The organism is Sphingomonas sp. (assembly GCF_035910975.1).
Classification (GTDB): Bacteria; Pseudomonadota; Alphaproteobacteria; order Sphingomonadales; family Sphingomonadaceae; genus Sphingomonas.
In genome coordinates this window covers 808,264-829,346 of sequence record NZ_JAMHWM010000029.1, presented here as the reverse complement: position 1 = coordinate 829,346, position 21,083 = coordinate 808,264, and the positions used below count along the sequence as shown (strand labels likewise).

Sequence of the window (21,083 nt, the reverse complement as noted above, 5' to 3'; positions counted from 1 at the left end):
GGATGGCACGCACCTCGATCTGATCAGCCGCGCGCCCCGCTTTCATCGAGGAACGCCGCCACGGCCGCCAGATCGACCGACTTGTCCAGATAGGTCCGCCCGATACCGCGCGCGAGCAGGAAGGGCAGGGTGCCGGCGTCCATCTTCTTGTCGTGGAGCATGTGCGCGACGAGCGTTGCGCCGCTCGCGTGGATGCCGGCGCTGGCGAGGTCGTGGGGCAGGCCGATCGCCTTGAGGTGCGCGACTACGCGGGCGGCGTCGGCGGGCGGGGCGAGGCCCTGCGCCGCAGAGAAGCCATAGGCCAGCGCCATGCCGGCCGCGACGCCCTCACCGTGGAGCAGCCGGTCGGAGAAGCCAACCTCCGCCTCCAGCGCATGGCCGAAGGTGTGGCCGAGGTTGAGCAGCGCGCGGGTGCCGGTCGTCTCGCGTTCGTCGGCGCCGACGATCCGCGCCTTGGCGGCGACCGAGTGCGCGATGGCGTGTTCGCGCGCCGAGACGTCGCCAGCGAGCAGCGCGGGCGCGTTCTCCTCGCACCAGGCGAAGAAATCGGGGTCGTCGATCAGGCCGTATTTCACGACCTCCGCATAGCCGGCGCGAAGATCGCGCGGGGGCAGCGTGTCGAGCACCTGCGGGTCGATCAGCACCAGCGCCGGCTGGTGGAAGGCGCCGACCAGGTTCTTGCCCGCGGGCGTGTTGATCGCGGTCTTGCCGCCGACTGACGAATCGACCTGGGCGAGCAACGTCGTCGGCACCTGAACGAAGCCGCAGCCGCGTTTCAGGATGCTGCACGCGAAGCCGACGAGGTCGCCGATCACCCCCCCGCCGAGGGCGATCACATGGTCGCCGCGCTCGACGCCGAGTTCTATGAGCCGGTCGGTCAGGCTGGCGAGTTGCGCCCAGCTCTTCGTGCCCTCGCCCGGCGGCAGCACGATCGCCTCGCTGGCGATGCCCGCGGCGGCCATCGACAGGCGCAGCGCCTCCAGATGCGGCGCGACATTGGCGTCGGCGACGACCGCCATCGCCCGCCCGCGCGAAAGGGGCGCCAGCAGGTCCCCGGCGCGCGCCAGCAGCCCGCTTTCGATCACCACGTCGTAGCTGCGGTCACCCAGCCCCACGCGCACGGTCGTCATCGGTTGAGTTCCTTCAGGATTGCCGTGACCGTCACATCGTGCGGCGCATTGGCGCTGGGGACGCGCAGATGCGCCTGCGCATAGATAGGATTGCGCACTGCGGCGAGTTCGCGCAGCACCGCCAGCGGATCCTTGCCGCGCAGCAGCGGGCGGCTGTCGCGGCGGCGGACGCGGTCGGCGAGGACGACGGGATCGGCATCGAGCCAGATCGCGGTGGCTTCCGACAGGATCAGCGCGCGGGTATCGGCATTGATGAAGGCGCCGCCGCCGGTCGCGATCACCTTTGGCCGGCCGTCGATCAGCCGTGCTATCACGCGTCGTTCGCCGTCGCGGAAATAGGCTTCGCCGAATCGTTCGAAGATTTCGGTGACGGTCATGCCGGCCGCCTCCTCGATCTCGGTGTCCGCATCGACGAAGGGCAGCGCCAGCCGGCCCGCGAGGCGGCGGCCGACGGTGGACTTGCCGACGCCCATCAGCCCGACCAGTACGATCGGCTTTCCGGTCCAGCCGATCGAAGGGATGGGCGATGCCATGGTGCGGGGGCTATACAGCGCAGCCCGCGCCCGGCAAAAGGCCCCGCGCGACAGGTTTTTGTATGAATGCTGAAAGGCGCGTGATGTCCCGTTCGCTGGTGATTGCCCTGGTCCTGCTGGTCGTGGTGGTGGGCGGCCTGTTCGTGCTCGCGGGGCGCGACACCGCGCGCGAGCCGGCGCAGGTCGAAAAGACGGTCAGCCTTGAAAATCTCTCGTAGCGCGGTCGCGCTCGGCACCGTCGCGCTGCTTTTGGCGGGCGCGGGCGTCGCCGCGCAGGACGCGCCCGAATCGATCCTGCCGCCGGGTTTCGGCGATCCGGTAGCGCCGACACCGACGCCCGCGCCTGCGCCCGTCCGGCCCGCGCCCAGCATCCTGCCACCGCCGGCGGCTGCGCCCGCGCCGGGCGCCGTCCAGCCGCTGCCGCCGGGCACCGACGCCAGCTCGACGCCGACGCCCACCGGCACGCCCGTGCCGATCGATCTGTCGGCCTATGAACTGCCCGCCTTCGCCAAGCGTTCGCTCGACAATGTCGGCGCGATCGGCGCGGATAGCGGCGGGCTTTCCGAACGCGCCTTCGCCACGACGCCTGGCCCGGCGCTGCACATATTGATGCGCCGGCTCGACGCGCCGGTGCCGTCGCGCTGGCTGTCGATCGCGCTTCGGCGCGCGCTGGTCTCGCGCGTGGCGACGCCGCCGGGCGTGAACGGCGCCGATTTCGCCGCGGAGCGTGCCTGGCTGCTGCTCAGGATGGGCGAGGCGGATGCGGCGCGCGCCGTCGTCCAGAGCGTCGATATCGACAATTACACGCCGAAGCTGTTCCAGGTCGGCATGCAGGCGATGCTGGCGAACGGCGACCCGGCGGGCCTCTGCCCGATGGTCGAACCGGCGATCCGTACCTCGGGCGACACCGGCTGGCTGTTCGCGCGATCGATGTGCGCTGCGCTGGCCGGGCGCGGGCCGGAGGCGGCGTCGCTGTTCAACACCGCGCGGCGGCGCACCGGCCGGACGATCGATTCGCTGCTGGCGGAAAAGGTGGTCGGCGCGGCATCGCAGGCGCGTGCGGTGACGATCGAATGGGATGGTGTCGACCGGCTGAGCGCGTGGCGGCTGGGCCTGGCGATGGCAACGGGCGTGGAGATGCCAGCCGAACTGCTGGCGCTGGGCCGCCCGCAGGTCGCGCTGTGGCGGGCGACCGCGCCGATGATCGCGCCGGAAATCCGCGCGCCATTGGCCGATCGCGCGGCGGCGCAGGGCGTGCTTTCCAATCTGGCGCTGGTCGATCTCTATTCGGAGGTCGAGGCGTCGGACGACGCGAACAGCGCGATCGGCGCGGCGGCGCGCGACCTGCGCGGCGCATTCGGCGAGCAATCGGTCGAGACGCGGCTCAAACTGCTGAACCAGTTGTGGAACGAGCCGCAATCGGCGCGCGGGCGGTACGGCCGCCTGATCCTTACGGCGCGTGCGGCGACGCTGATCCCCGCATCGGCCGAACGTGCCGAGCAGGCGCCGAAGCTGATCGCGTCGATGCTGAGTGCCGGCCTCGATCGGCCGGCCTTGCGCTGGCGCGGGGTGGTCGAGGCCGGCAGCGATGGCTGGGCGATGCTGGTGCTCGCCGATCCGCGGCGGCCGATGGCGGCGGCGGGCGACGTCGAGCGGTATCGGGGCAATGCCGGCGACGAAAAGGGGCGGATGCTGTTGGCCGGGCTGACCGGGCTGGGCCGCCTGTCGACCGGTGATGCGCAAGCGCTGGCGGAGCCGTTCGACGTCAAGTTCGGCGCGGAGAATAGCTGGACTCGTGCGATTACCGCCGCAGCCGAACGGCGCGAGGCGGGAACCGTATTGTTGCTCGCGGCGGTGGGCATGCAGACCGCCGACTGGCGCGGCGTGCCGCCGGAAGTACTCTATCACGCGTGCATGAGCCTGCGCGCGGTGGGCCTGGAGGGCGAGGCGCGGATGATCGCGGCCGAGGCGATCGCGCGGCTGTGAGCGCGAACGCGGATGCGGTGCTGACCGACCGCTTCCTGGAGATGATGGGCGCGGAGGCGGGGGCCGCCCCGAACACGCTGGCGGCCTATCGCACCGACCTGAGGCTGGCGTCCGACCTGCTCGCGGGCGGGCTGGCGACGGCGGACGCGGCGGCGTTGCAGCGGCTGGCGGACGGCTGGGGCGACCTCGCCCGCGCCACCGTGGCGCGCAAGGCGGCGGCGTTGCGGCGGTTCTTCGCCTTCCTGGCCGACGAGGGGCTGCGCGCCGACGATCCCGGCGCCGCACTGCCCCGGCCGGGCCGCGCGAGACCGCTGCCGAAAACGCTGTCGGTCGCCGAGGTCGATGCGATCTTCGCGGTGATCGCCGCCCGGCTGGAGCGCGATCCACCCGATCCGTTCGACCTGCGCCTCGCCGCGCTGATCGAGCTGCTCTACGGATCGGGCCTGCGCGCGACCGAACTGGTATCGCTGCCCCGTACGGCGATCGCGGGCGACCGGCCGTACCTGATCCTGCGCGGCAAGGGCGGGCGCGAGCGGATGGTGCCGATATCCGATCGCGCGCGAGCGGCGGTGGCGGCATGGCGCCAGCATGTGCCGGCGGGCGCCTGGCTGTTCCCGTCGGGCAAGGCGCATCTGACGCGGATGCGGCTGTACCAGCTGGTGAAGGCGCTGGCCGGGGCCGCGGGGATCGATCCGGCGCGTGTCAGCCCGCACGTGCTCCGCCACGCCTTTGCCACGCATCTGCTGGCCGGGGGAGCCGATCTGCGCGCGCTCCAGGCGATGCTGGGCCACGCCGATATCGCGACGACCGAGATTTACACCCATGTCGAGGCGAGCCGGCTGGTCGAACTGGTCAACACGCGCCATCCGCTCGTTGACGGGGTGAAGGCGCGGCCTTAGCGGGGGCGGCATGCCAAGTTTCCTCGATTTCGAGAAGCCGATCGCCGAGCTGCAGGGGCGGATCGACGAGCTGCGCGAGACCGCGTCGTCACCCGAACTGGATATCGACGCCGAGGTCGCGCGCCTGCAGGCCAAGTCCGACAAGCTGCTGCGCGACACCTATGCCCGGCTGACCCCGTGGCAGAAGACCCAGGTCGCGCGCCATCCCGAACGGCCGCACCTGAAGGATTATCTGGCCGGGCTGATCGACGATTTCATGCCGCTGGGCGGCGACCGCGCCTTCGCCGACGATCAGGCGATCATCGGCGGTCTGGGCATGTTTCGCGGCCGCAAGGTGATGGTGATCGGCCACGAGAAGGGTGACGACACCGCCAGCCGGCTGCGCCACAACTTCGGAATGGGCAAGCCCGAGGGATATCGCAAGGCGATCCGCCTGATGAAGCTCGCCGACCGGTTCGGGCTGCCGGTGGTGACGTTGGTCGATACGTCGGGCGCGTTTCCGGGCGTGCAGGCGGAGGAGCGTGGACAGGCGGAGGCGATCGCGCGATCGACCGAGACGTGCCTGGAACTGGGCGTGCCGTTGATCGCCGCGATCGTTGGCGAAGGTGGTTCGGGCGGCGCGGTGGCGCTGGCCACCGGCAACGTCGTGTTGATGTTCGAGCACGCCGTCTATTCGGTGATCTCGCCGGAAGGGTGCGCGTCGATCCTGTGGCGGACCGCCGACAAGGCGCCCGAGGCGGCCGAGGCGATGAAGGTGACCGCGCAGGATTTGAAGGGACTGGGGGTGATCGACACGATCGTCCCGGAGCCGCTGGGGGGCGCCCATCGTGAGCCCGGCGCGGCGATCGCGGCGCTCGGCGATGCTCTGGAAAATGCGCTGAAGCAGTTCGACGGGCGTCGGCCGGACGATGTCCGCACGGCGCGGAGGCGGAAATTCCTGGATATCGGCCGACTGTGACCGGATGACATGAAAAGGGCGGCGAACCAGATGGTTCGACCGCCCTTTTGATGTGATGTGCGAAGGCTTACGAAGCCTTCATGTTCGACGATACGTTGCCGAAGGTCTTCTTCAGGTTGTTACCCAGACCCTGCATCGCGGCGATGGCTGCGACGGCGATCAGCGCGGCGATCAGGCCATATTCGATCGCGGTGGCGCCGCGCGAATCACGCAGAAATTTCAATACTCTGGTAAGCATATTTCTCATCCTCTTGTAAAAAAGGCAGCGAAACCTTTCAGTCTCGCCGCCTTCTTCATCTCGGGATAAAGGCTTACGAAGCCTTCATGTTCGACGACACGTTGCCGAAGGTCTTGTTGAGCTGGTTGCCCAGACCCTGCATCGCGGCGATCGCGGCGACGGCGATCAGAGCGGCGATCAGGCCGTACTCGATCGCGGTGGCGCCCTTGGAATTCTTCAGGAAAGTGCGAATCTTCTGCATGTTGGTCTCCACTGTTCGTAAACTTCAGTCACCCGGCTGGACCGGGGAGCCCGGAGCAGCAGATCGGAAACTAGGTTGGGGAAGTTGAGAAAAGCTTAAGGGCGGGAGCGATTCGCCCGGACAATATTCAGCCGCCGCTGGCGTCGCGCACCTTGGTGTGCAGATTGCCCCAGGTTTCCTTGGTCGTGCTGCCCAGCGCGACCAGCGCAGTCATCAGTCCGAGCACGATCAGCGCGAGGATCAGCCCGTATTCGACCGCGGTCGCCCCCTTGCGGTTCCGCAGCAGGGCGGCAAGGAAGCGCGGATGCGAAAGGCGCGGGCGGTGACTCATCATCGGCGATCCTAGCGTGAGGAAGGTTAACGATATGTCACCGCCGCCGCCGGCTTCGACCGATCTGATGCATGTCGTCGCCGTCGCGCTGGTCGATGCCGACGGACGGGTGCTGGTGCAGCAGCGCCCCGAGGGGACGCCGATGGCTGGCCTGTGGGAGTTTCCCGGCGGCAAGATCGATCCGGGCGAGACGCCCGAAGCGGCGCTGATCCGCGAACTGCGCGAGGAACTGGGGATCGAGGTGGCGCAGGCCTGCCTGGCCCCCGCGGTCTTCGCCAGCGAGCCGCTGGGCGCGCGCCATTTGCTGCTGCTGCTCTACGCCTGCCGCAAATGGCAGGGGGTGCCGGAGGCGCATCACGCCGCGGCGCTCAAATGGGTTCGTCCGGTCCAGCTTCATGCGCTGGCGATGCCGCCGGCGGACAAGCCGATGATCGGCCTGCTAGAGGCGCTTCTGTAGTGCCTGCGTCAGGCTCGCGGTGGCGCTGCCGCGGCGCGCCGGCTTCGGCTGCGAATCATCGGGCGCCCAGCCGGTAAGGAAGACCAGTTCAAAGCGTTCCGGCACGCGGCCGTCGGGATCGGCGCTCGCCTGGAACGCGGCGGCGAGCGCGGCTAGCGTGTCGCGGCGCAGCGGCCGGCGATCGCGCAGCACATTGGTCGCCGCCATGCCGCGCAGATCGGCGATCAGCCCGAACAGGTCGCCGTAGCGGACCGGCACGCCTTCGACATCGGCGACCGGCAGGGCGAAGCCGGCGCGGACCATCAGGTCGCCGGCGGCGCGAACGTCGACCTGCGGGTGCGCGCGTTGCACGGCCGGATCGGCGGCACGCAGCGCGGCGCGCAGCGTCGGCAGGCTCGTGTTGCCGACGAACGCGGCGAGGAACAGGCCATCGGGACGCAGCGCGCGGCGGGCGAGCGTCAGCGCGCCGGGCAGATCGTTGACCTGATCGAGTACCCCCGCCGACACGATCAGATCGAACGATGCCGGGGACAGCGCGACGCGATCCTCGTCCGCCTGGATGCCGTTCGCCGCGTGGGCGAAGGCGGTCCCCGCGTCGATTCGCGTGATTTCGGCGCCGGGCAGGCCGAAGGCGGCATCCGCGCAGCCCAGGTCGAGCACGTCGCGAAACTCGCGGCGCACCGTCGCCAGCCGGTCCGCGATCCCTTCCAGCATCAGGCGGCGCAGGAAGTCGTGCCCGGGCCAGCCCGGCGCGGCACGATCGCGGCGCAGGCGCCGGGCGGCGCGATCGAAGATCTCGGGATCGGTCACGATGCGTGGCTTGTGCGGCGGCGCGGCGCGGCGGACAAGGGGGCATGCGCGCCCTGCTCGCCAGCATCGTCTCGCTCGCGCTGCCGCCGCGCTGCCCCCGATGCGCGAGCGTGGTAGCGGCGGATCATCGCTTTTGCGCGCGCTGCTGGGCGGGGCTCGATTTCCTCGGGCCGCCGTGGTGCGCGGGGTGCGCGCTGCCGTTCGGGCATGATCGTGGGGCAGCGGCGTTGTGCGGCGCGTGCCTGGCTGATCCGCCGCCGTTTGCCGGCGCGCGCGCGGCGGTCGCCTATGGCCCGGTCGCGCGGCAACTGGCGCTGCGTCTGAAGTATGGCGGGCGGGCCGCCTTTGCCGACACCGCCGCGCGGCTGATGCTGCGGCTGGTGCCGCCCGATGCCGATCTGCTGGTGTCGGTGCCCTTGCACCGGCTGAGGCTGTGGGGGCGCGGCTACAACCAGGCGGCGCTGATCGCCGCCGCGCTGGGCAGGGCGGCAGGGAAGCCCGCGCCCGGTGGCGTGCTGCTGCGGCGGCGGGCGACACCGGTGCTGCGCGGGCTGGGGCGGCGGGGCAGGGCAAAGGCGGTGGCTGGCGCCTTCGCACTGGCGGACGGCGGTGCGGCGACGATCGCGGGGCGCCACGTCGTGCTGGTCGACGACGTGTTCACCAGCGGCGCGACGGCGGCGGCGTGCACCCGCGTGCTGCTGCGCGGCGGCGCGGCGCGGGTCACGGTGCTGTGCTGGGCGAGGGTGATCGGGGAAGGGGCCGGCGATTGACATCGCCGCACGCCATGCGCACCTCAGCGGGATGGCGAAGGTCGAAATCTACACCAAGGCGTTCTGTCCCTATTGCACCCGCGCGCTGCGGCTGCTGGCGGACAAGGGCGTGGAGCCCGAGGAACATGACATCACCATGGGCGGGCCGAAGCGGGCCGAGATGATCGATCGCGCGAACGGACGGACGACGGTGCCGCAGGTGTTCATCAACGGCCGGCATATCGGCGGGTCGGACGATCTCGCCGCACTGGATCGCGAAGGCAGGCTCGGCCCGCTGCTCGCCGCATGATCGCCGCGCTGCTCCAGATGACGAGCGGGATCGACCCGCAGGCCAACGCGCGCGTCATCGTGGATGCGGTGGATGAGGCGCGGGCAGGCGGCGCGGCGATGCTGTTCACGCCGGAAATGGCCGGGCTGATCGATCGCGACCGTACCCGCGCGGCGACCGCGATCGTGCCGGAAGATCAGGATCGCGTGCTGGCGGCAGTGCGTGACGCGGCGGCGCGGCATGGCATCTGGGTCCACATCGGCTCGCTGGCCGTGCGGCGCGACGACGGGCGGCTGGCCAACCGTGGCTTCGTGATCGACGCCGGTGGCGACATCCGCGCGCGGTACGACAAGCTGCACCTGTTCGACGTCGATCTGCCGACCGGCGAGAGCTGGCGCGAATCGGCGAGTTATGCGGCGGGCGAGGGGGCCGTGGCGGTAGATACGCCGCTGGGCCGGGTCGGGTTGTCGATCTGCTACGATTTGCGGTTTCCCGGCCTCTACAGCGCCTTGAGTGATGCCGGCGCGACGATCCTGGCCGTGCCGGCCGCCTTCACGGTTCCCACCGGTCGCGCGCATTGGGAGACACTGCTGCGCGCCCGCGCGATCGAGGCGGGCGCGTTCGTGCTCGCCGCGGCGCAGGTCGGTACGCATCAGGACGGCCGCGTGACCTATGGCCATTCGCTGGCGATCGATCCGTGGGGGAGCGTTCTGCGCGACATGGGTGAACAGGCGGGCCTGGCGCTGGTCGATATCGATCCGGCGCGGGTGGCCGATGTGCGGGCCCGCATCCCCGTGCTCGACCATCGCCGCTCCATTCCCGAGGTGGCGGTGGTCGCGTCGTGATCCTGTTCGATCTGCGCTGCGGCGGCGGGCATGTGTTCGAGGCGTGGTTCGGATCGAGCGGCGCCTATGAGGAACAGCGCGCCGGCGGACTGATCGCCTGCCCGATGTGCGGCGACGACGATGTGACGAAGGCGGTGATGGCGCCCAACGTCGCGGCCAAGGGCAATCGCGGCGAGGCGCCCGGCCCGGCCGCGATGAAGGCGGCGATCGCGGCGCTGGCGAGCGCGCAGGCCGAGGCGCTGAAATCGTCCGAATGGGTCGGCGTCGCCTTTGCCGACAAGGCCCGCAAGATGCACGCGGGTGAGGAACCCTCGGCCCCGATCCACGGGCAGGCGACCCGTGCGGAGGCGCAGGCGCTGGTCGACGAGGGCGTCCCCGTCGCGCCGCTGATCGTGCCGGTGGTGCCGCCCGAGGCACGCAATTGACCGCCCGCGCCCCTGCCCCTACCAGCCGAACCGACGCCCTCGTAGCTCAGCAGGATAGAGCGACGGTTTCCTAAACCGCAGGTCGGAGGTTCGAATCCTCTCGAGGGCACCAGTTTCGGAACGGTGTGCGATTTCGACGATGACGGCGGCGATCTATTACCAGGCGGACGGCTATTCGACGGCCGGACCCGCTCTGATGGGCCGCAACGCGGCGGGCGAGAGCTTCCTGCGCGGGTTCCTGCTGCATTCGCGGGCAAGCCGTTTCACCGTCTATGCCCGTGACGCCGCTACCGCCGCTCCGTTTGGCGAGGCGGTTCGCGTGGCCGGCCGGACCGAGCCGGTGGAGGTGATCCAGCCGGCGATGATCGCATCGTTGCAGGGCGCCGGGACGCTCTATTACCCAGGTTCGGACATCGGGCTGCGCGCGCGGGAGCGCAGCATTGTCGGCGAACGGTTGTGGAGCATCTGCGGGGTCACCCATACCACCGCGTCAAAGGCGGCGTCGGACGGCATCACCGACCTGGCGACCGGCGCGACCCAGCCGTGGGATGCGGTGATCTGCACCTCGCGCGCGGTTCGCGCCAACGTCGATGCGGTGCTGGGGGCGGAGATCGAGCGGCTGAACGCGCGGCTGGGCGCGACGCGCTATCCGTTGCCGCAACTGCCGATCATCCCGCTGGGTATCCACACCGCCGATTTCGCGGTCGATCGCGAAGGTGACGCCGCCCGGCTGGCGGCGCGGGCCGCGCTGGGGATCGACGCGGGCGCGGTGGTGGTGCTCTATGCGGGGCGGCTTTCCTTCCATGCCAAGGCGAACCCGGCGGCGATGTATCAGGCGCTGGAGGCGGCGCAGGCGCGGGTGCCCGGCCGGCGGGTCGTGCTGATCGAATGCGGCTGGTTCGCCAACGACGGCCAGCGCGGCGCGTTCGACGCGGCGGCGCAGGCGCTGTGTCCGTCGATCGCGATCCTGCGCGTCGATGGCCGCGAGCGTGCCGGGCGCGACCATGCCTGGGCGGCGGCGGATGTCTTCTGCTCGCTGGCCGACAATTATCAGGAGACGTTCGGGCTGACGCCGGTGGAGGCGATGGCGGCGGGACTGCCGGTGGTGGCGACCGACTGGGACGGATACCGCGACACCGTGCGCCACGGCGTGGACGGCTTCCTGGTGCCCACCGCCGCGCCGATGCCGGGGCTGGCCGCCGACCTGGCCGCGCGCTTCGCGCTGAACCTCCACAGCTACGACCGCTATTGCGCCTATGGCAGCGCCTTCGTCGCGGTCGATATCGCCGCGGCGGCGGAAGCCTTCGCCGCGCTGTTCGCGTCGCCCGACCTGTGCCGGCGGATGGGGGCGGCGGGCCGCGCCCGCGCCGTCGCGGACTATGACTGGCGCGTCATCATCGGCCGTTACGAGGATCTTTGGGACGAACTCGCGGCGATCCGCGGTGCCGGGGCGTCGGGCGAGCGCCCCCCCGCGCCCTGGCCGGCGCGGATGGACCCGTTCCGCAGCTTCGAATCCTACCCCACGAAAGTGCTGACCCCGCGATCGACCGTGGCGCTGACCGATCCGACGGCGGACCTCGCCCAGGCGCGGCTGGCGCGGCTGGAAGGGCTGGAGGTGTTCGCGTTCGCGGAAGCGGTGCTGCCGGCGCGCGACGAACTGCTGGCGCTGATCGGGGCGTGCGCGGGCGGTCCGCGCAGGGTGGAGCAGGTGATCGCCGTCCTGCCGGCGGTGCGGGCGCCCTGGGCGGTCCGCACGCTCGCCTGGCTCGCCAAGATCGGCGTCGTCCGCATCGATCCCGCCTGAACGCGGAAACGCCGGCCCGGCGGGTGGCCGGACCGGCGTTTCGCTGCCGCTGGAAAGCGGCGTATCGGCGTCAGGCGCCGGCCGGCATCTCGATCGCCGACGGAGCCTGCGGGCCCTTGCCGGTCTGCATCTGCCTGGCGAACACGTCGCGCATCAGGCTGAGCGAGAAGAGGTGCGCATAGATCAGCGGCAGCATGCCGGACTGCGCCATCTTGCGCAGCTGGTCACCGCGCAGCTCGTTGAGCTTCTTCTCGTCGACCATCTGGAAGCCGCGATAGATGAACGGCTGCGGCGCGCCCTCCGGCTGGATCGAGACTTCGCCGTCGATCAGCAGATCGAGTTCCTTCAGCTCCTTGACGAACTGCGCGGTCTTCTGGCCGGCCTGCTCGAACTGCTCGGTGAAGGCCAGGATGCCCTTGGTCAGCTCGCTCGGCTGGTTGCCGTCGAACAGCTTCTCGCCCTCGTCGAACTTGCCGATCGTCTCCGAAGACGGATCGAAGCACAGGCTGAGCTCGGTCGCGTCCGGGGTCAGCTTGGCGAGCATGTACGGATAGCGGCGGATGTAGGCCGGGACGTACACTTCCGGATCGACCAGCGTGCCGTCCTCGTTGACGAACATGTTGACGCCTTCGTTCAGCGCCATCAGCGCCAGCGGCACGGGATCGTCGCCGACGGCGAAGACGATCGGCATGCGGCGGGCGACCATCGGGAATTCCTCGACCGTCAGCGGCACCGCATGCTGGTTGGCGAGGAACGGCGCGGCGTTGGCCGGCTTGACCCGCCAGTCGGCGTGCAGTTCGCTCGAAAGCGGAACGAGATCATTGTAGAACAGCGGAAGCGCAGAGGCGCCAGGCGCGGTGGCCATCGGGAATCTCCGGGAAAGAAGGATCGAAATTCGCTGCCCGGCGTACGCGCGCGCCCGGCAATGGGACGCGTCTGTAGGGGGCATGGCCGCTGCGCGCAAGCCATTGAACGGCAGGGTCGGCAAGCGTCGCCGCGCATCTTTACACTCTTTCAACGCTGGCTTATTGGCGAGCCCGGATCGCGTGCGGGGCAGGAAGGTCTCCGGCAATGGATGCGCGACGGATGAAGACGCAGCGGGGCGAAACGCCGCGGCTGCCTTGGCCGGGCTGGCTGTAGAGAATCGATTCCTCCATGCGTAGGTTTACGGGAGCGCTGCCGTCTTGAGTTCGCGTGTTCGGCGCCTGTGCGGCGTTTCCACCTTGTGCATCGCCGTAGCGGGCGCGGCGGGAGCCGCCGCCCAGTCGGTGCCGGCGGCGCCGCCGAGCTCGCTGGTCGTCGATCCCCAGCAGGGGGCGACGCCGCGACCGATCGCGCCGGCGACGGTCAGCCCGATGCCGAGCACGCCGGCCACCACCGGTCCTGCGCCGATGAGCGTCACGCCGACGCCCGCCGCGCCGATCGCGCTCCAGCCGCTGCGCGGTACCACGCCGGAGGGCGGGGTCGAGGCGCAGGCGCTGCCCGTGCCCGGCAGCCCGCGAGGCCTGCCGGCGCCGTCGGGCAATCCGCTGGCGCTCGATCCCAAGACCGATCCGATCCTGCGGCTGGCGATCGCTTCGGCCGATCCGGCGACCTTCCGCGACGCGATCCGCCAGGTCGTCGCGCGCAATCCGACCGCGGCGGAGGCGGCGGCGCGCAGTGATGAGGCGATCGCCTCGCGCAACGAGGCGCGGGCGTCGCAATATCCGGTGATCGACTTCTCGATGTCGCACTTCCGGGTGATCGACCGGGCCTTCTCGAACGATCCGCAGAACGTGCTCGAACGCTCGCGCCCCGGCTTTCGCACCGATGCGATTGCCCGTGCCCAGCAGCCGATCATCGATTTCGGCACCGCCGAGAACCGCATCAACGCCGGCAATCGCCGCGTCGAGGCATCGGTCGCGGCGATCGACGATTCGGCGACCAATCTCGCGATGCGCGGGATTGCAATCTGGTACCAGCTGTTCGGCTATCGCGCGCTGGTGTCGTTGAGCGAGGCTTTCGTCGAAAGCCAGGCGGCGCTGCGCGGCGCGATCGACCAGCGCGTCAAACAGGGCTTCGCCGCGCCGGGCGACGTCGCGCAGGTCGAAAGCTATATCGCGACCGCCGAGGCGCAGCTCGCCAACTACCGCCGCCAGGTCGCGAGCGCCGAGGCGCAGTATGCCGCCCTGACCGGCGCGGCGGCACCCGCCGGTTTCGGCCGCGCGCCGGCCGCCGATGTGCCCAACGTCTCCCGCGACCGCGCGCAGCTCGATGCCGAGACGATCCCCGCGGTGCGCGTCGCGAAGCTGGTCGCCGAGGCATCGCGCTACGAGGTCAAGGTCGCCAAGGCGGATGCGCTGCCCGGCGTGACCGTGGGCGTCGATGCCGGCCGCTATGGCGTATTCGAGACCAAGAAGGATTTCGACATCCGCGGATCGGTGACGTTCAGCCAGCGGCTGGGCGGCGGCGCGGTGCAGCGGGTGAGCGGCGCGGCGGCCCGCGCGCGCGGCGCCGAGGCGGCCTATCAGCGCACCCGCGACGAGGCGGTGCGCGACGCGGCGATCGCCTGGGCCGACGTCCAGGCGCTCGAGCAGACCGAGGCTGCGATCCGCGACAACTATATCGCTACCCGCCAGTCGCGCGACGTGCTCGCCGAACGCTTCCGCGTCGCCCGCGGCACCCTGTTCGACCTGCTGGGGGCGGAGGCCAATTATTTCAACGTCGCGGCACGCTATGTCGAGACGGTGACCGAACTCGACATCGCCCGCTACAACCTGCTGGCGAAACGCGGCAAACTGCTCGATGCCTTTGGCATCGATCCCGCCCGATTGGACCGTTGATGACCGACCTTCCCACCCAGGCGCGCGCCGACCACGAGCTCGCGGAGATCCGGAAGCCGCGGTTCGCGCGTTGGCTCGCCGAGCCGATGCTGCGCAACAAGGGCGTGTTCGTGAAGGTCGCGCTGGCGGCGGCGATGATAAACCTGTTCGGGCTGGTCGTGTCGCTGTTCACCATGACGGTGTACGACCGCGTCATTCCGAACATGGCGTTTTCATCGCTGACGGCGCTGACGATCGGGGTGTCGATCGTCATCGTGTTCGATTTCATGCTGCGCGTGCTGCGCGGCTATTTTGTCGACATCGCCGGCGCCGACATCGACCGCGAGATCGGCGGCAGCGTGTTCGACCGGCTGATGCGCATCCGCATGGACATGAAGCGCGGATCGACCGGCGCGCTGACCAGCATGATGCGCGAGCTGGAGACGCTGCGCGATTTCTTTGCCAGCGCATCGATGACCGCGATCGTCGATGTGCCGTTCATTATCATCACGATCGTGTTCATCGGGGTGATCGGCGGCGCGCTGGTGTTCGTGCCGATCGTGATCGTCCCGCTCATCATCCTGGCCGGCTGGGTGACCCAGCCCGCGCTGGACCGCCTGTCGGCACGGGCGATGAACGAGGGGATGCTGAAGCAGTCGGTGCTGGTCGAATCGATCGGCAGCCTGGAAATGGTCAAGACCGCCAACGCCGGCCCGCTGTTGCGCCGCCGCTGGCTGAAGGCGATCGACGACCATGCCGACAGTTCGCTGCGCCAGCGCCTGATCGCCAACGTCGCGGTGACCATCGCGGCGAGCGGCAATTCGATCTCGTACATCGCGATCGTTGTCGTCGGCGTGTTCCTGATCGCGGCGGGCGACCTGACGATGGGCGGGCTGATCGCGTGTTCGATCCTGTCGGGCCGCGCCCTTCAGCCACTGTCGACCATCGCCCAGCTGCTATCGCGCATTTCCGCGACGCGCACCGCCTACGACCAGATCGACGGGTTGATGGCGATGCCGCCGGAAGGTCCGGCGGCGGGCGGGCTGGTTCCCGCGAAGCTGACCGGCAAGATCGAGTTTCGCGGCGTCGAGTTCAAATATCCCGGCGCGGCCGAAAAGAGCCTCGACCGCATCAGTTTCACGGTCGAGCCGGGGCAGAAGGTGGCGCTGCTGGGCCGTGTCGGCTCGGGCAAGTCGACGATCCTGCGCCTGCTGATCGGCCTGTACGACCCGCAGGACGGCGTCGTGCTGATCGATGGTACCGACGTTCGCCAATTCGAGCCGGGCGCCCTGCGCACCCAGATCGGCGTGGCGATCCAGGAACCGGTGCTGCTGTCGGGCACGGTGCGCGAGAACATCCTGCTCGACCGCCCCGGCTTCGGCGATGAGGAGATGCTGCGGGTGTCCGAACTTGCGGGCGCACACAGTTTCATGGGCCAGATCACCAACGGCTACGACCTGCGCCTCGCCGATCGCGGCGAGGGGCTGTCGGGCGGACAGCGCCAGTCGATCACGATCGCGCGTTCGCTGGTCGGCAGCCCGCCGATCGTGCTGTTCGACGAACCCACCAGCGCGATGGACGCGCAGACCGAGAACGGGCTGATCGAACGGTTGCAGACCGAGCTGGCCGGGCGGACGATGATCCTCGTCTCGCACCGCAACGCCCTGTTGCGGCTGGTCGATCGCATCATCATCGTAGAGGCGGGCAAGATCGCCCATGACGGGCCGCGCGATCAGGTGCTGGCCGCCCTGCAGCGCCCTCGCGCCGCCGCCTGACGCTCCTTTCCGCGAAGACGAAACAGACGCCATGAGCACCGACATCATCGCAGCGCCCGAACACCGCATCGAGGACATGGCGACGCGCATCAAGCCGCGCACCGCCTCCAACCTCCTTTTGTGGAGCATCGTCGCCTTCTTCGTCATCGCGATCGCGTGGGCGACGCTGGCAACGGTGGACCGCACCATTCATGCGCCGGGGCGCGTGGTGCCGGGATCGCGGCTCCAGGTCATATCCAACCTGGAGGGCGGCATCGTCAGCGAGATCCTGGTCAAGGCGGGTCAGCAGGTGAAGAAGGGCCAGCCGCTGGTCCGGCTCGACCGCACGATGGCCGGGGCGGAGCTTGGCGCGGGCGAGATGCAGGCGGCGTCGCTGTCGGCCAAGGTCGCGCGGCTCGAGGCGCAGGTGCAGGGTCGCGAACCGCGCTGGCCGTCGGCGGGCGACAATCCCGGCCTGACCGATCAGATTCAGATCGAGCGTGCGCTCTACGCCTCGCAGGTCGCCGACCTGTCGAGCGCGACCGGCGCGGCGCAGGCACGGGTCGATCAGACGCAGCGCGCGGTCGCCGAGGCCCAGGCGATGCTGGAGGCACGGCGTTCGGCGCGCGACGCCTATCAGCAGCAGCTGTCGATGATCCGCCCGCTCGTCGAGCGCGGCATCGAACCGCGGCTGAGCCTCGTCCAGCTGGAGAACAATGTAAGCATCGCGACCGCTGAGGTCGCTGCGGCGCAGGCATCGGTCGCGCGCGCCCAGTCGGGCGTCGCCGAAGCCGGGCAGGCGTTGCGGCTGGTCCGGCAGGACTGGCGCACCAAGGCGGCGACCGAGCTTGCCGCCGCGCAGGCCGAATATTCCGCGCGGGCCAAGACGCTGCCGGCGCTGGCCGACCGTGCGCGCCGCACGACCGTGCTGGCGCCGATGGACGGCCGGATCAACCGGGTCGCGATCTCCACAGTGGGCGGCGTGATCGGATCGGGCGCCCCGCTGGTCGAGCTGGTGCCGAGCGAGGACGCGCTGATGGTCGACGCGCTGGTCTCGCCCAAGGACATCGCCCGCGTCGGGCTGGGCCAGCACGCGCGGCTCAACATCTCGGCCTATGAATCGTCGGTCTACGGCGCGATGAGCGGGACGGTGGTGACTATCGCACCCGATGCGACCGCCGACGAGCGCACCGGCGAAAGCCATTATCTGGTGCGGATCGAGGCGCGGGCGGGGACGCTGAAGGATCGCGAGGGTCGTCCGCTGCCGATCGGGCCGGGCATGACGGTTGATGTCAATCTGCTCGGCGACAAGCGTTCAATCCTCAGCTATCTGTTCACGCCGATCACGCGGCTGACGGAAAGGGCGATGCGCGAGTGACGGTGCTGAGGGGCGGGGGAGCGGTGCTGATCGCGGCGGCGGCATTTGCCGGCGCCGGGCACGCGCAGGACGCGATGCAGGGGCCGCCGGCCGCAATGCCGCCCGGGGCTGTCCCCCAGGTCGAGCGCCCTGCCGCGGTGAGCCCGGCGCTGTTCGCGGCGGTGGAGCGCGCGACCGACAGCTATCCGTCGATCGAGGCCGGCCGTACCCTTGTCCGCGCCGCGCGATCCGACGTGCGTGCCGCCAAGAACCTGCGCCTTCCCAGCGTCGGCGTGCAGGGGGTCGCGGTGGGCACCGGCGGCGGGCTGGGGAGCCAGGTGGTGGTCGACCAGCCGGTCTACAGCTTCGGCCGGCTGGAGGCTGTGATCGATCGTGCGCAGGCGCAGCGGATGGTCCGTGCCGCCGAAGTCGACGAACTGGTGATGAACGTCGCGCTCGATACGGTGAACGCCTATTTCGACATCGCCCGCCTCGCCAAGCGCCAGGCGATCCTGGGCAGCAGCCTGGAAGAGCACAGGCTGCTGCTCGATTCGATCGGACGACGGGTACAGCAGGAAGTCAGCGCGCAATCGGACCTGGAACTTGCCAGGTCGCGCGTCGCGCAGCTCGAACAGGATCTGGCGCTGACGGTGGCGCAGCGCCAGGCCGTGACGGCGCGGCTGTACCAGCTGGTCGGCGACAGCGGCTATGACGCCGGCAACGTGCCGGTCTATGATCCGGCGATCCATCACCCCAATCCCGACGGTGCGATCGAGCAGGCCGTCGCCTGTTCGCCGCGACGCGAACGGCTGAACGCGCAGACGCTGGTCGCGCGCGCCGAGACCAAACAGGCCAGGCGGGCGTTCTGGCCGCAGCTTTCGGCGCAGTACAGCTACAACAATATCATCGGGTCGCGCGCCGGCCTGGCGATCACCGCGCAGACCAGCGGCGGCCTGTCGAACCTCGCCGCCGCCGATGCGGCGAAGGCGCGCGAGACGTCGACCGAACTGGATGTTCAGACCGCCGAGCGCGAGCTGCGCGAGCGGGTCGCGAGCGACCTGGTCGAGAATGCCGCAGCGCGGGGCCGCGTGACCAGCAGCGCCAGCGCTGCGGGTTCGGCCGAGGCCGTAACCGAAAGCTTCAAGCGCCAGTTCATCGCCGGACGGCGCACCTGGCTAGATGTGATGAACGCGACGCGCGAGGCGACCAGTGCCGAGCTGGGGTCTTCCGACGCCGAATTCGGCGCGATGGCATCGGCCGCGCGCATCCTGATCCAGACCTGCCGGTGGCAGCCGCAACCGCGGTTCGGGGGAGCGGCGAAGTGACGACCCAGTTGACGGATATCATCGCCGATCTAGCGCGGGCGACCGCCACCGACCTGGCACCGCACTGGCGCGACCGCGTCGGCGACGTTGGCCAGGACCGCGAGGCGCTGACCCGCATGATGGGCGAACTCGGCTGGTCGCCGCCCGAACAGCTGCCGCGCCGGCCCCGCGCGCACCAGTTGCCCGCGCTGCTCTACAGCGACGACGGCGGATGGGCGATCGCCGAGGAATGGGAAGGCCATGACCTGCTGCGCGTGCGCGTCGGGCACGCCAGCGAGGTGCGCCCTTACGACGCGGGCATGCGCTTCTGGCGGGTAACCTTCCCCGACGCGGCCCGCGCGGGCCGGCAGCAATCGGCATCGAGCATCTTCCGCGACGCGCTGATGCGTCGCAAGGGCTCGCTGGCGACCGCGCTGGTGGCTACGGTGGTCGTCAACCTGATCGCGCTGGTCACCTCGCTCTATTCGATGCAGGTCTATGACCGCGTCATCCCGCGCGCCGGCTTCTCGACCCTGTGGGTGCTGACGGTCGGCGTGCTCGTCGCGCTGACGCTCGACTTCCTGCTGCGCGCGGTGCGCTCGCTGCTGATGGAGCGCGAGGCGGCGGACATCGACCTCGAGGTCTCCGAATATTTCTTCGCGCGCGCCCAGGCCGTACGGCTCGACGCGCGGCCGGGCGGCATCGGGACGATGGCGGCGCAGCTCAGGAGCATGGATCAGGTCCGGTCGCTCTATTCCTCCGCCACGCTGTTCCTGCTCGCCGACTTCCCCTTCGCGATCTTCTTCCTGCTCGTCATCTGGTGGCTGGGCGGGATCATCGTGGTGGTGCCGTTGATCGCGTTTCCGCTGTCGCTGCTGCTCGCCGCCATCCTCGCGCGGCTGATCCGCGAGGCGACCGAGCGCGCGCAGGTAACCTCCAACCAGAAAAACGGCCTGCTGGTCGAGAGCCTGGACAGCGCCGAGACGGTCAAGGCCAATCGCGGCGGATGGTACATGCTGACGCGCTGGAACGCGCTGATCGAAAGCGTGATCGGCAACGAGGAACCGGTGCGCAAATGGTCGTCGATCGCCCAGTCGGTGTTCGGGTCGGTGCAGCAGGTCGCCTATATCGGCATCGTCGCGTTCGGCGCGATCGAGGTCGCCAAGGGCAACATGACGATGGGCGGCCTGATCGCCGCGACGATCATCGGCGGCCGCGTCAACGGCCCGCTTGTCGCGCAGCTGCCGCAGATGATCGTGCAATGGGGCTATGCGCGTTCATCGCTGAAGGCGCTCGACGCGATCCTTGAAATGCCCGCCGATGGCCAGCTTGGCGCCTCCGCCCTTCGGCCCGACGCGCTGAAGCCGGCGCTACGCGTGGAGCGCGCCGAATTCGCCTATCCGGGCGCCAAGGACGGCCTGGTCGTGCCGATGCTCGACATCAGGCCCGGCGAGCGTGTCGGCCTGATCGGCGGGATCGGATCGGGCAAGACGACGCTGCTGCGTCTGATGGCCGGGCTCTATGCCCCGATGCGCGGGATCGTCACGCTCGACGGGCTCGACATGGGGCGCATCGCCGAGAATGTGTTGCGGCGCGATGTCGGCTATCTGCCCCAGGACTTCCGCCTGGTGAACGGCACGCTGCGCGAGAACCTGTTGATGGGGCTGGGCGATCCCGGCGACCAGGCGGTGCTGGCGGCGGCGCAGACGACCGGGCTGATCCACCTGATCGCGGCGCATCCAATGGGGCTCGACCTGCCGATCTCGGAAGGGGGGCGCGGCCTTTCCGGCGGGCAACGGACGCTGACCGGGCTGACCCGGCTGCTGCTCGCCACGCCGAAGCTGTGGCTGCTCGATGAACCGACCTCCAACCTGGACATGGGAACCGAGGCGGCGGTGATGAACGCGGTGATGCAGCGGCTGACGCCCGAGAGCACGATGGTGCTGGTCACCCACAAGATCGCGCTGCTCCAGATGTGCACCCGCACCATCGTGATGGCGAACGGGCGGTTGACGCATGACGGCCCGACCCAGGCGGTACTCAACGAACTGCAACGCCAGGGCACCGCGCAGGTCAAGAGCGCCGAACAGGTCGCCGCCGAGGCGGTCGCGGCCGCCAACGCCGCGGCGGTCGGCACGATCAAGAGCAAGCTGAGCGGAGCGGCCTGAATCC

At 69.9% G+C, this 21,083-nt stretch carries 23 protein-coding genes and 1 tRNA gene; 16 read left to right on the top strand and 8 right to left on the bottom strand.

Features of this window, described 5'->3' with window-relative positions:
• Positions 1 to 23: 23 nt before the first annotated feature.
• On the bottom strand, positions 24 to 1,130 hold the full coding sequence (aroB, locus tag VYI76_RS10415; RefSeq protein ID WP_326524680.1) for a 3-dehydroquinate synthase: 1,107 nt from the start codon (positions 1,128 to 1,130) through the stop codon (positions 24 to 26).
• Positions 1,127 to 1,663: a shikimate kinase gene (locus VYI76_RS10410; protein WP_326524679.1), complete on the bottom strand. Its 537-nt coding sequence runs from the start codon at positions 1,661 to 1,663 to the stop codon at positions 1,127 to 1,129. Before VYI76_RS10410 ends, aroB begins: the two co-directional genes overlap by 4 nt.
• Before the next feature lie 83 nt (positions 1,664 to 1,746).
• On the opposite strand from VYI76_RS10410, the gene VYI76_RS10405 reads away from it, so the two are divergent.
• From VYI76_RS10405 to VYI76_RS10390, 4 genes are read left to right on the top strand one after another with little or no spacing between them, the layout of a single operon-like run.
• On the top strand, positions 1,747 to 1,881 hold the full coding sequence (locus tag VYI76_RS10405; RefSeq protein ID WP_326524678.1) for a hypothetical protein: 135 nt from the start codon (positions 1,747 to 1,749) through the stop codon (positions 1,879 to 1,881).
• A complete protein-coding gene (locus VYI76_RS10400; protein ID WP_326524677.1) occupies positions 1,865 to 3,649 on the top strand; it encodes a hypothetical protein in 1,785 nt (594 codons plus the stop codon). Before VYI76_RS10405 ends, VYI76_RS10400 begins: the two co-directional genes overlap by 17 nt.
• The gene (locus VYI76_RS10395) at positions 3,646 to 4,548 is read left to right on the top strand and encodes a tyrosine-type recombinase/integrase (RefSeq protein ID WP_326524676.1); all 903 of its coding nucleotides are present in this window, start codon (positions 3,646 to 3,648) and stop codon (positions 4,546 to 4,548) included. Before VYI76_RS10400 ends, VYI76_RS10395 begins: the two co-directional genes overlap by 4 nt.
• A gap of 10 nt (positions 4,549 to 4,558) precedes the next feature.
• Entirely contained in the window at positions 4,559 to 5,506 is a 948-nt protein-coding gene (locus tag VYI76_RS10390) for an acetyl-CoA carboxylase carboxyltransferase subunit alpha (RefSeq protein WP_326524675.1), read from the top strand.
• Positions 5,507 to 5,573: 67 nt separating this feature from the next.
• Here the strand turns inward: VYI76_RS10390 and VYI76_RS10385 are convergent, their stop codons facing one another.
• The 3 genes from VYI76_RS10385 to VYI76_RS10375 form a co-directional block, all read right to left on the bottom strand.
• Positions 5,574 to 5,729 (bottom strand): Flp family type IVb pilin, encoded by a 156-nt coding sequence (locus tag VYI76_RS10385; RefSeq protein ID WP_443018925.1) that lies wholly within the window; start codon positions 5,727 to 5,729, stop codon positions 5,574 to 5,576.
• Positions 5,730 to 5,817: 88 nt separating this feature from the next.
• Complete coding sequence (locus tag VYI76_RS10380; protein WP_326524673.1) at positions 5,818 to 5,985, bottom strand: Flp family type IVb pilin; 168 nt, start codon at positions 5,983 to 5,985, stop codon at positions 5,818 to 5,820.
• 127 nt (positions 5,986 to 6,112) lie between these two features.
• A complete protein-coding gene (locus VYI76_RS10375) occupies positions 6,113 to 6,319 on the bottom strand; it encodes a Flp family type IVb pilin (protein ID WP_326524672.1) in 207 nt (68 codons plus the stop codon).
• A 31-nt stretch (positions 6,320 to 6,350) separates the two neighbouring features.
• Here VYI76_RS10375 and VYI76_RS10370 point away from each other — a divergent pair, with 31 nt between their 5' ends.
• Entirely contained in the window at positions 6,351 to 6,773 is a 423-nt protein-coding gene (locus tag VYI76_RS10370) for a (deoxy)nucleoside triphosphate pyrophosphohydrolase (protein WP_326524671.1), read from the top strand.
• Here VYI76_RS10370 and VYI76_RS10365 read toward each other — a convergent pair.
• On the bottom strand, positions 6,756 to 7,583 hold the full coding sequence (locus tag VYI76_RS10365; RefSeq protein ID WP_326524670.1) for a methyltransferase domain-containing protein: 828 nt from the start codon (positions 7,581 to 7,583) through the stop codon (positions 6,756 to 6,758). The two genes, VYI76_RS10370 and VYI76_RS10365, sit on opposite strands and share 18 nt — an antisense overlap.
• 44 nt (positions 7,584 to 7,627) lie before the next feature.
• Here VYI76_RS10365 and VYI76_RS10360 point away from each other — a divergent pair, with 44 nt between their 5' ends.
• The 6 genes from VYI76_RS10360 to VYI76_RS10335 all read left to right on the top strand — a co-directional run bounded on the left by VYI76_RS10360 (position 7,628) and on the right by VYI76_RS10335 (position 11,695).
• Positions 7,628 to 8,353, top strand: a complete 726-nt coding sequence (locus tag VYI76_RS10360; RefSeq protein WP_326524669.1) for a ComF family protein — start codon at positions 7,628 to 7,630, stop codon at positions 8,351 to 8,353.
• 31 nt (positions 8,354 to 8,384) lie between these two features.
• Entirely contained in the window at positions 8,385 to 8,642 is a 258-nt protein-coding gene (grxC, locus tag VYI76_RS10355; RefSeq protein ID WP_326524668.1) for a glutaredoxin 3, read from the top strand.
• On the top strand, positions 8,639 to 9,466 hold the full coding sequence (locus tag VYI76_RS10350) for a carbon-nitrogen hydrolase family protein (protein WP_326524667.1): 828 nt from the start codon (positions 8,639 to 8,641) through the stop codon (positions 9,464 to 9,466). Before grxC ends, VYI76_RS10350 begins: the two co-directional genes overlap by 4 nt.
• Positions 9,463 to 9,891, top strand: a complete 429-nt coding sequence (locus VYI76_RS10345) for a DUF1178 family protein (protein WP_326524666.1) — start codon at positions 9,463 to 9,465, stop codon at positions 9,889 to 9,891. Before VYI76_RS10350 ends, VYI76_RS10345 begins: the two co-directional genes overlap by 4 nt.
• Positions 9,892 to 9,926: 35 nt before the next feature.
• Positions 9,927 to 10,003 (top strand) — tRNA-Arg (locus VYI76_RS10340).
• Positions 10,004 to 10,030: 27 nt separating this feature from the next.
• Entirely contained in the window at positions 10,031 to 11,695 is a 1,665-nt protein-coding gene (locus tag VYI76_RS10335) for a glycosyltransferase family 4 protein (RefSeq protein WP_326524665.1), read from the top strand.
• A gap of 70 nt (positions 11,696 to 11,765) precedes the next feature.
• On the opposite strand, the gene VYI76_RS10330 is transcribed toward VYI76_RS10335, so the two are convergent.
• Positions 11,766 to 12,560 (bottom strand): SapC family protein, encoded by a 795-nt coding sequence (locus tag VYI76_RS10330; protein WP_326524664.1) that lies wholly within the window; start codon positions 12,558 to 12,560, stop codon positions 11,766 to 11,768.
• Between the two features lie 300 nt (positions 12,561 to 12,860).
• A complete protein-coding gene (locus VYI76_RS10325; RefSeq protein ID WP_326524663.1) occupies positions 12,861 to 13,097 on the bottom strand; it encodes a hypothetical protein in 237 nt (78 codons plus the stop codon).
• Between VYI76_RS10325 and VYI76_RS10320 the strand changes: the two genes are divergently transcribed.
• The 5 genes from VYI76_RS10320 to VYI76_RS10300 are packed head-to-tail and all read left to right on the top strand — an operon-like array spanning position 13,087 to position 21,079.
• On the top strand, positions 13,087 to 14,517 hold the full coding sequence (locus VYI76_RS10320) for a TolC family protein (protein WP_326524662.1): 1,431 nt from the start codon (positions 13,087 to 13,089) through the stop codon (positions 14,515 to 14,517). The genes VYI76_RS10325 and VYI76_RS10320 overlap by 11 nt on opposite strands.
• Positions 14,517 to 16,271: a type I secretion system permease/ATPase gene (locus VYI76_RS10315; RefSeq protein WP_326524661.1), complete on the top strand. Its 1,755-nt coding sequence runs from the start codon at positions 14,517 to 14,519 to the stop codon at positions 16,269 to 16,271. The genes VYI76_RS10320 and VYI76_RS10315 overlap by 1 nt, the downstream gene beginning before the upstream one ends.
• 31 nt (positions 16,272 to 16,302) lie before the next feature.
• Positions 16,303 to 17,628: an HlyD family type I secretion periplasmic adaptor subunit gene (locus VYI76_RS10310; RefSeq protein WP_326524660.1), complete on the top strand. Its 1,326-nt coding sequence runs from the start codon at positions 16,303 to 16,305 to the stop codon at positions 17,626 to 17,628.
• Entirely contained in the window at positions 17,625 to 18,932 is a 1,308-nt protein-coding gene (locus VYI76_RS10305; RefSeq protein WP_326524659.1) for a TolC family protein, read from the top strand. Before VYI76_RS10310 ends, VYI76_RS10305 begins: the two co-directional genes overlap by 4 nt.
• Complete coding sequence (locus VYI76_RS10300; protein ID WP_326524658.1) at positions 18,929 to 21,079, top strand: ATP-binding cassette domain-containing protein; 2,151 nt, start codon at positions 18,929 to 18,931, stop codon at positions 21,077 to 21,079. The genes VYI76_RS10305 and VYI76_RS10300 overlap by 4 nt, the downstream gene beginning before the upstream one ends.
• The last annotated feature ends 4 nt before the right edge of the window (positions 21,080 to 21,083 follow it).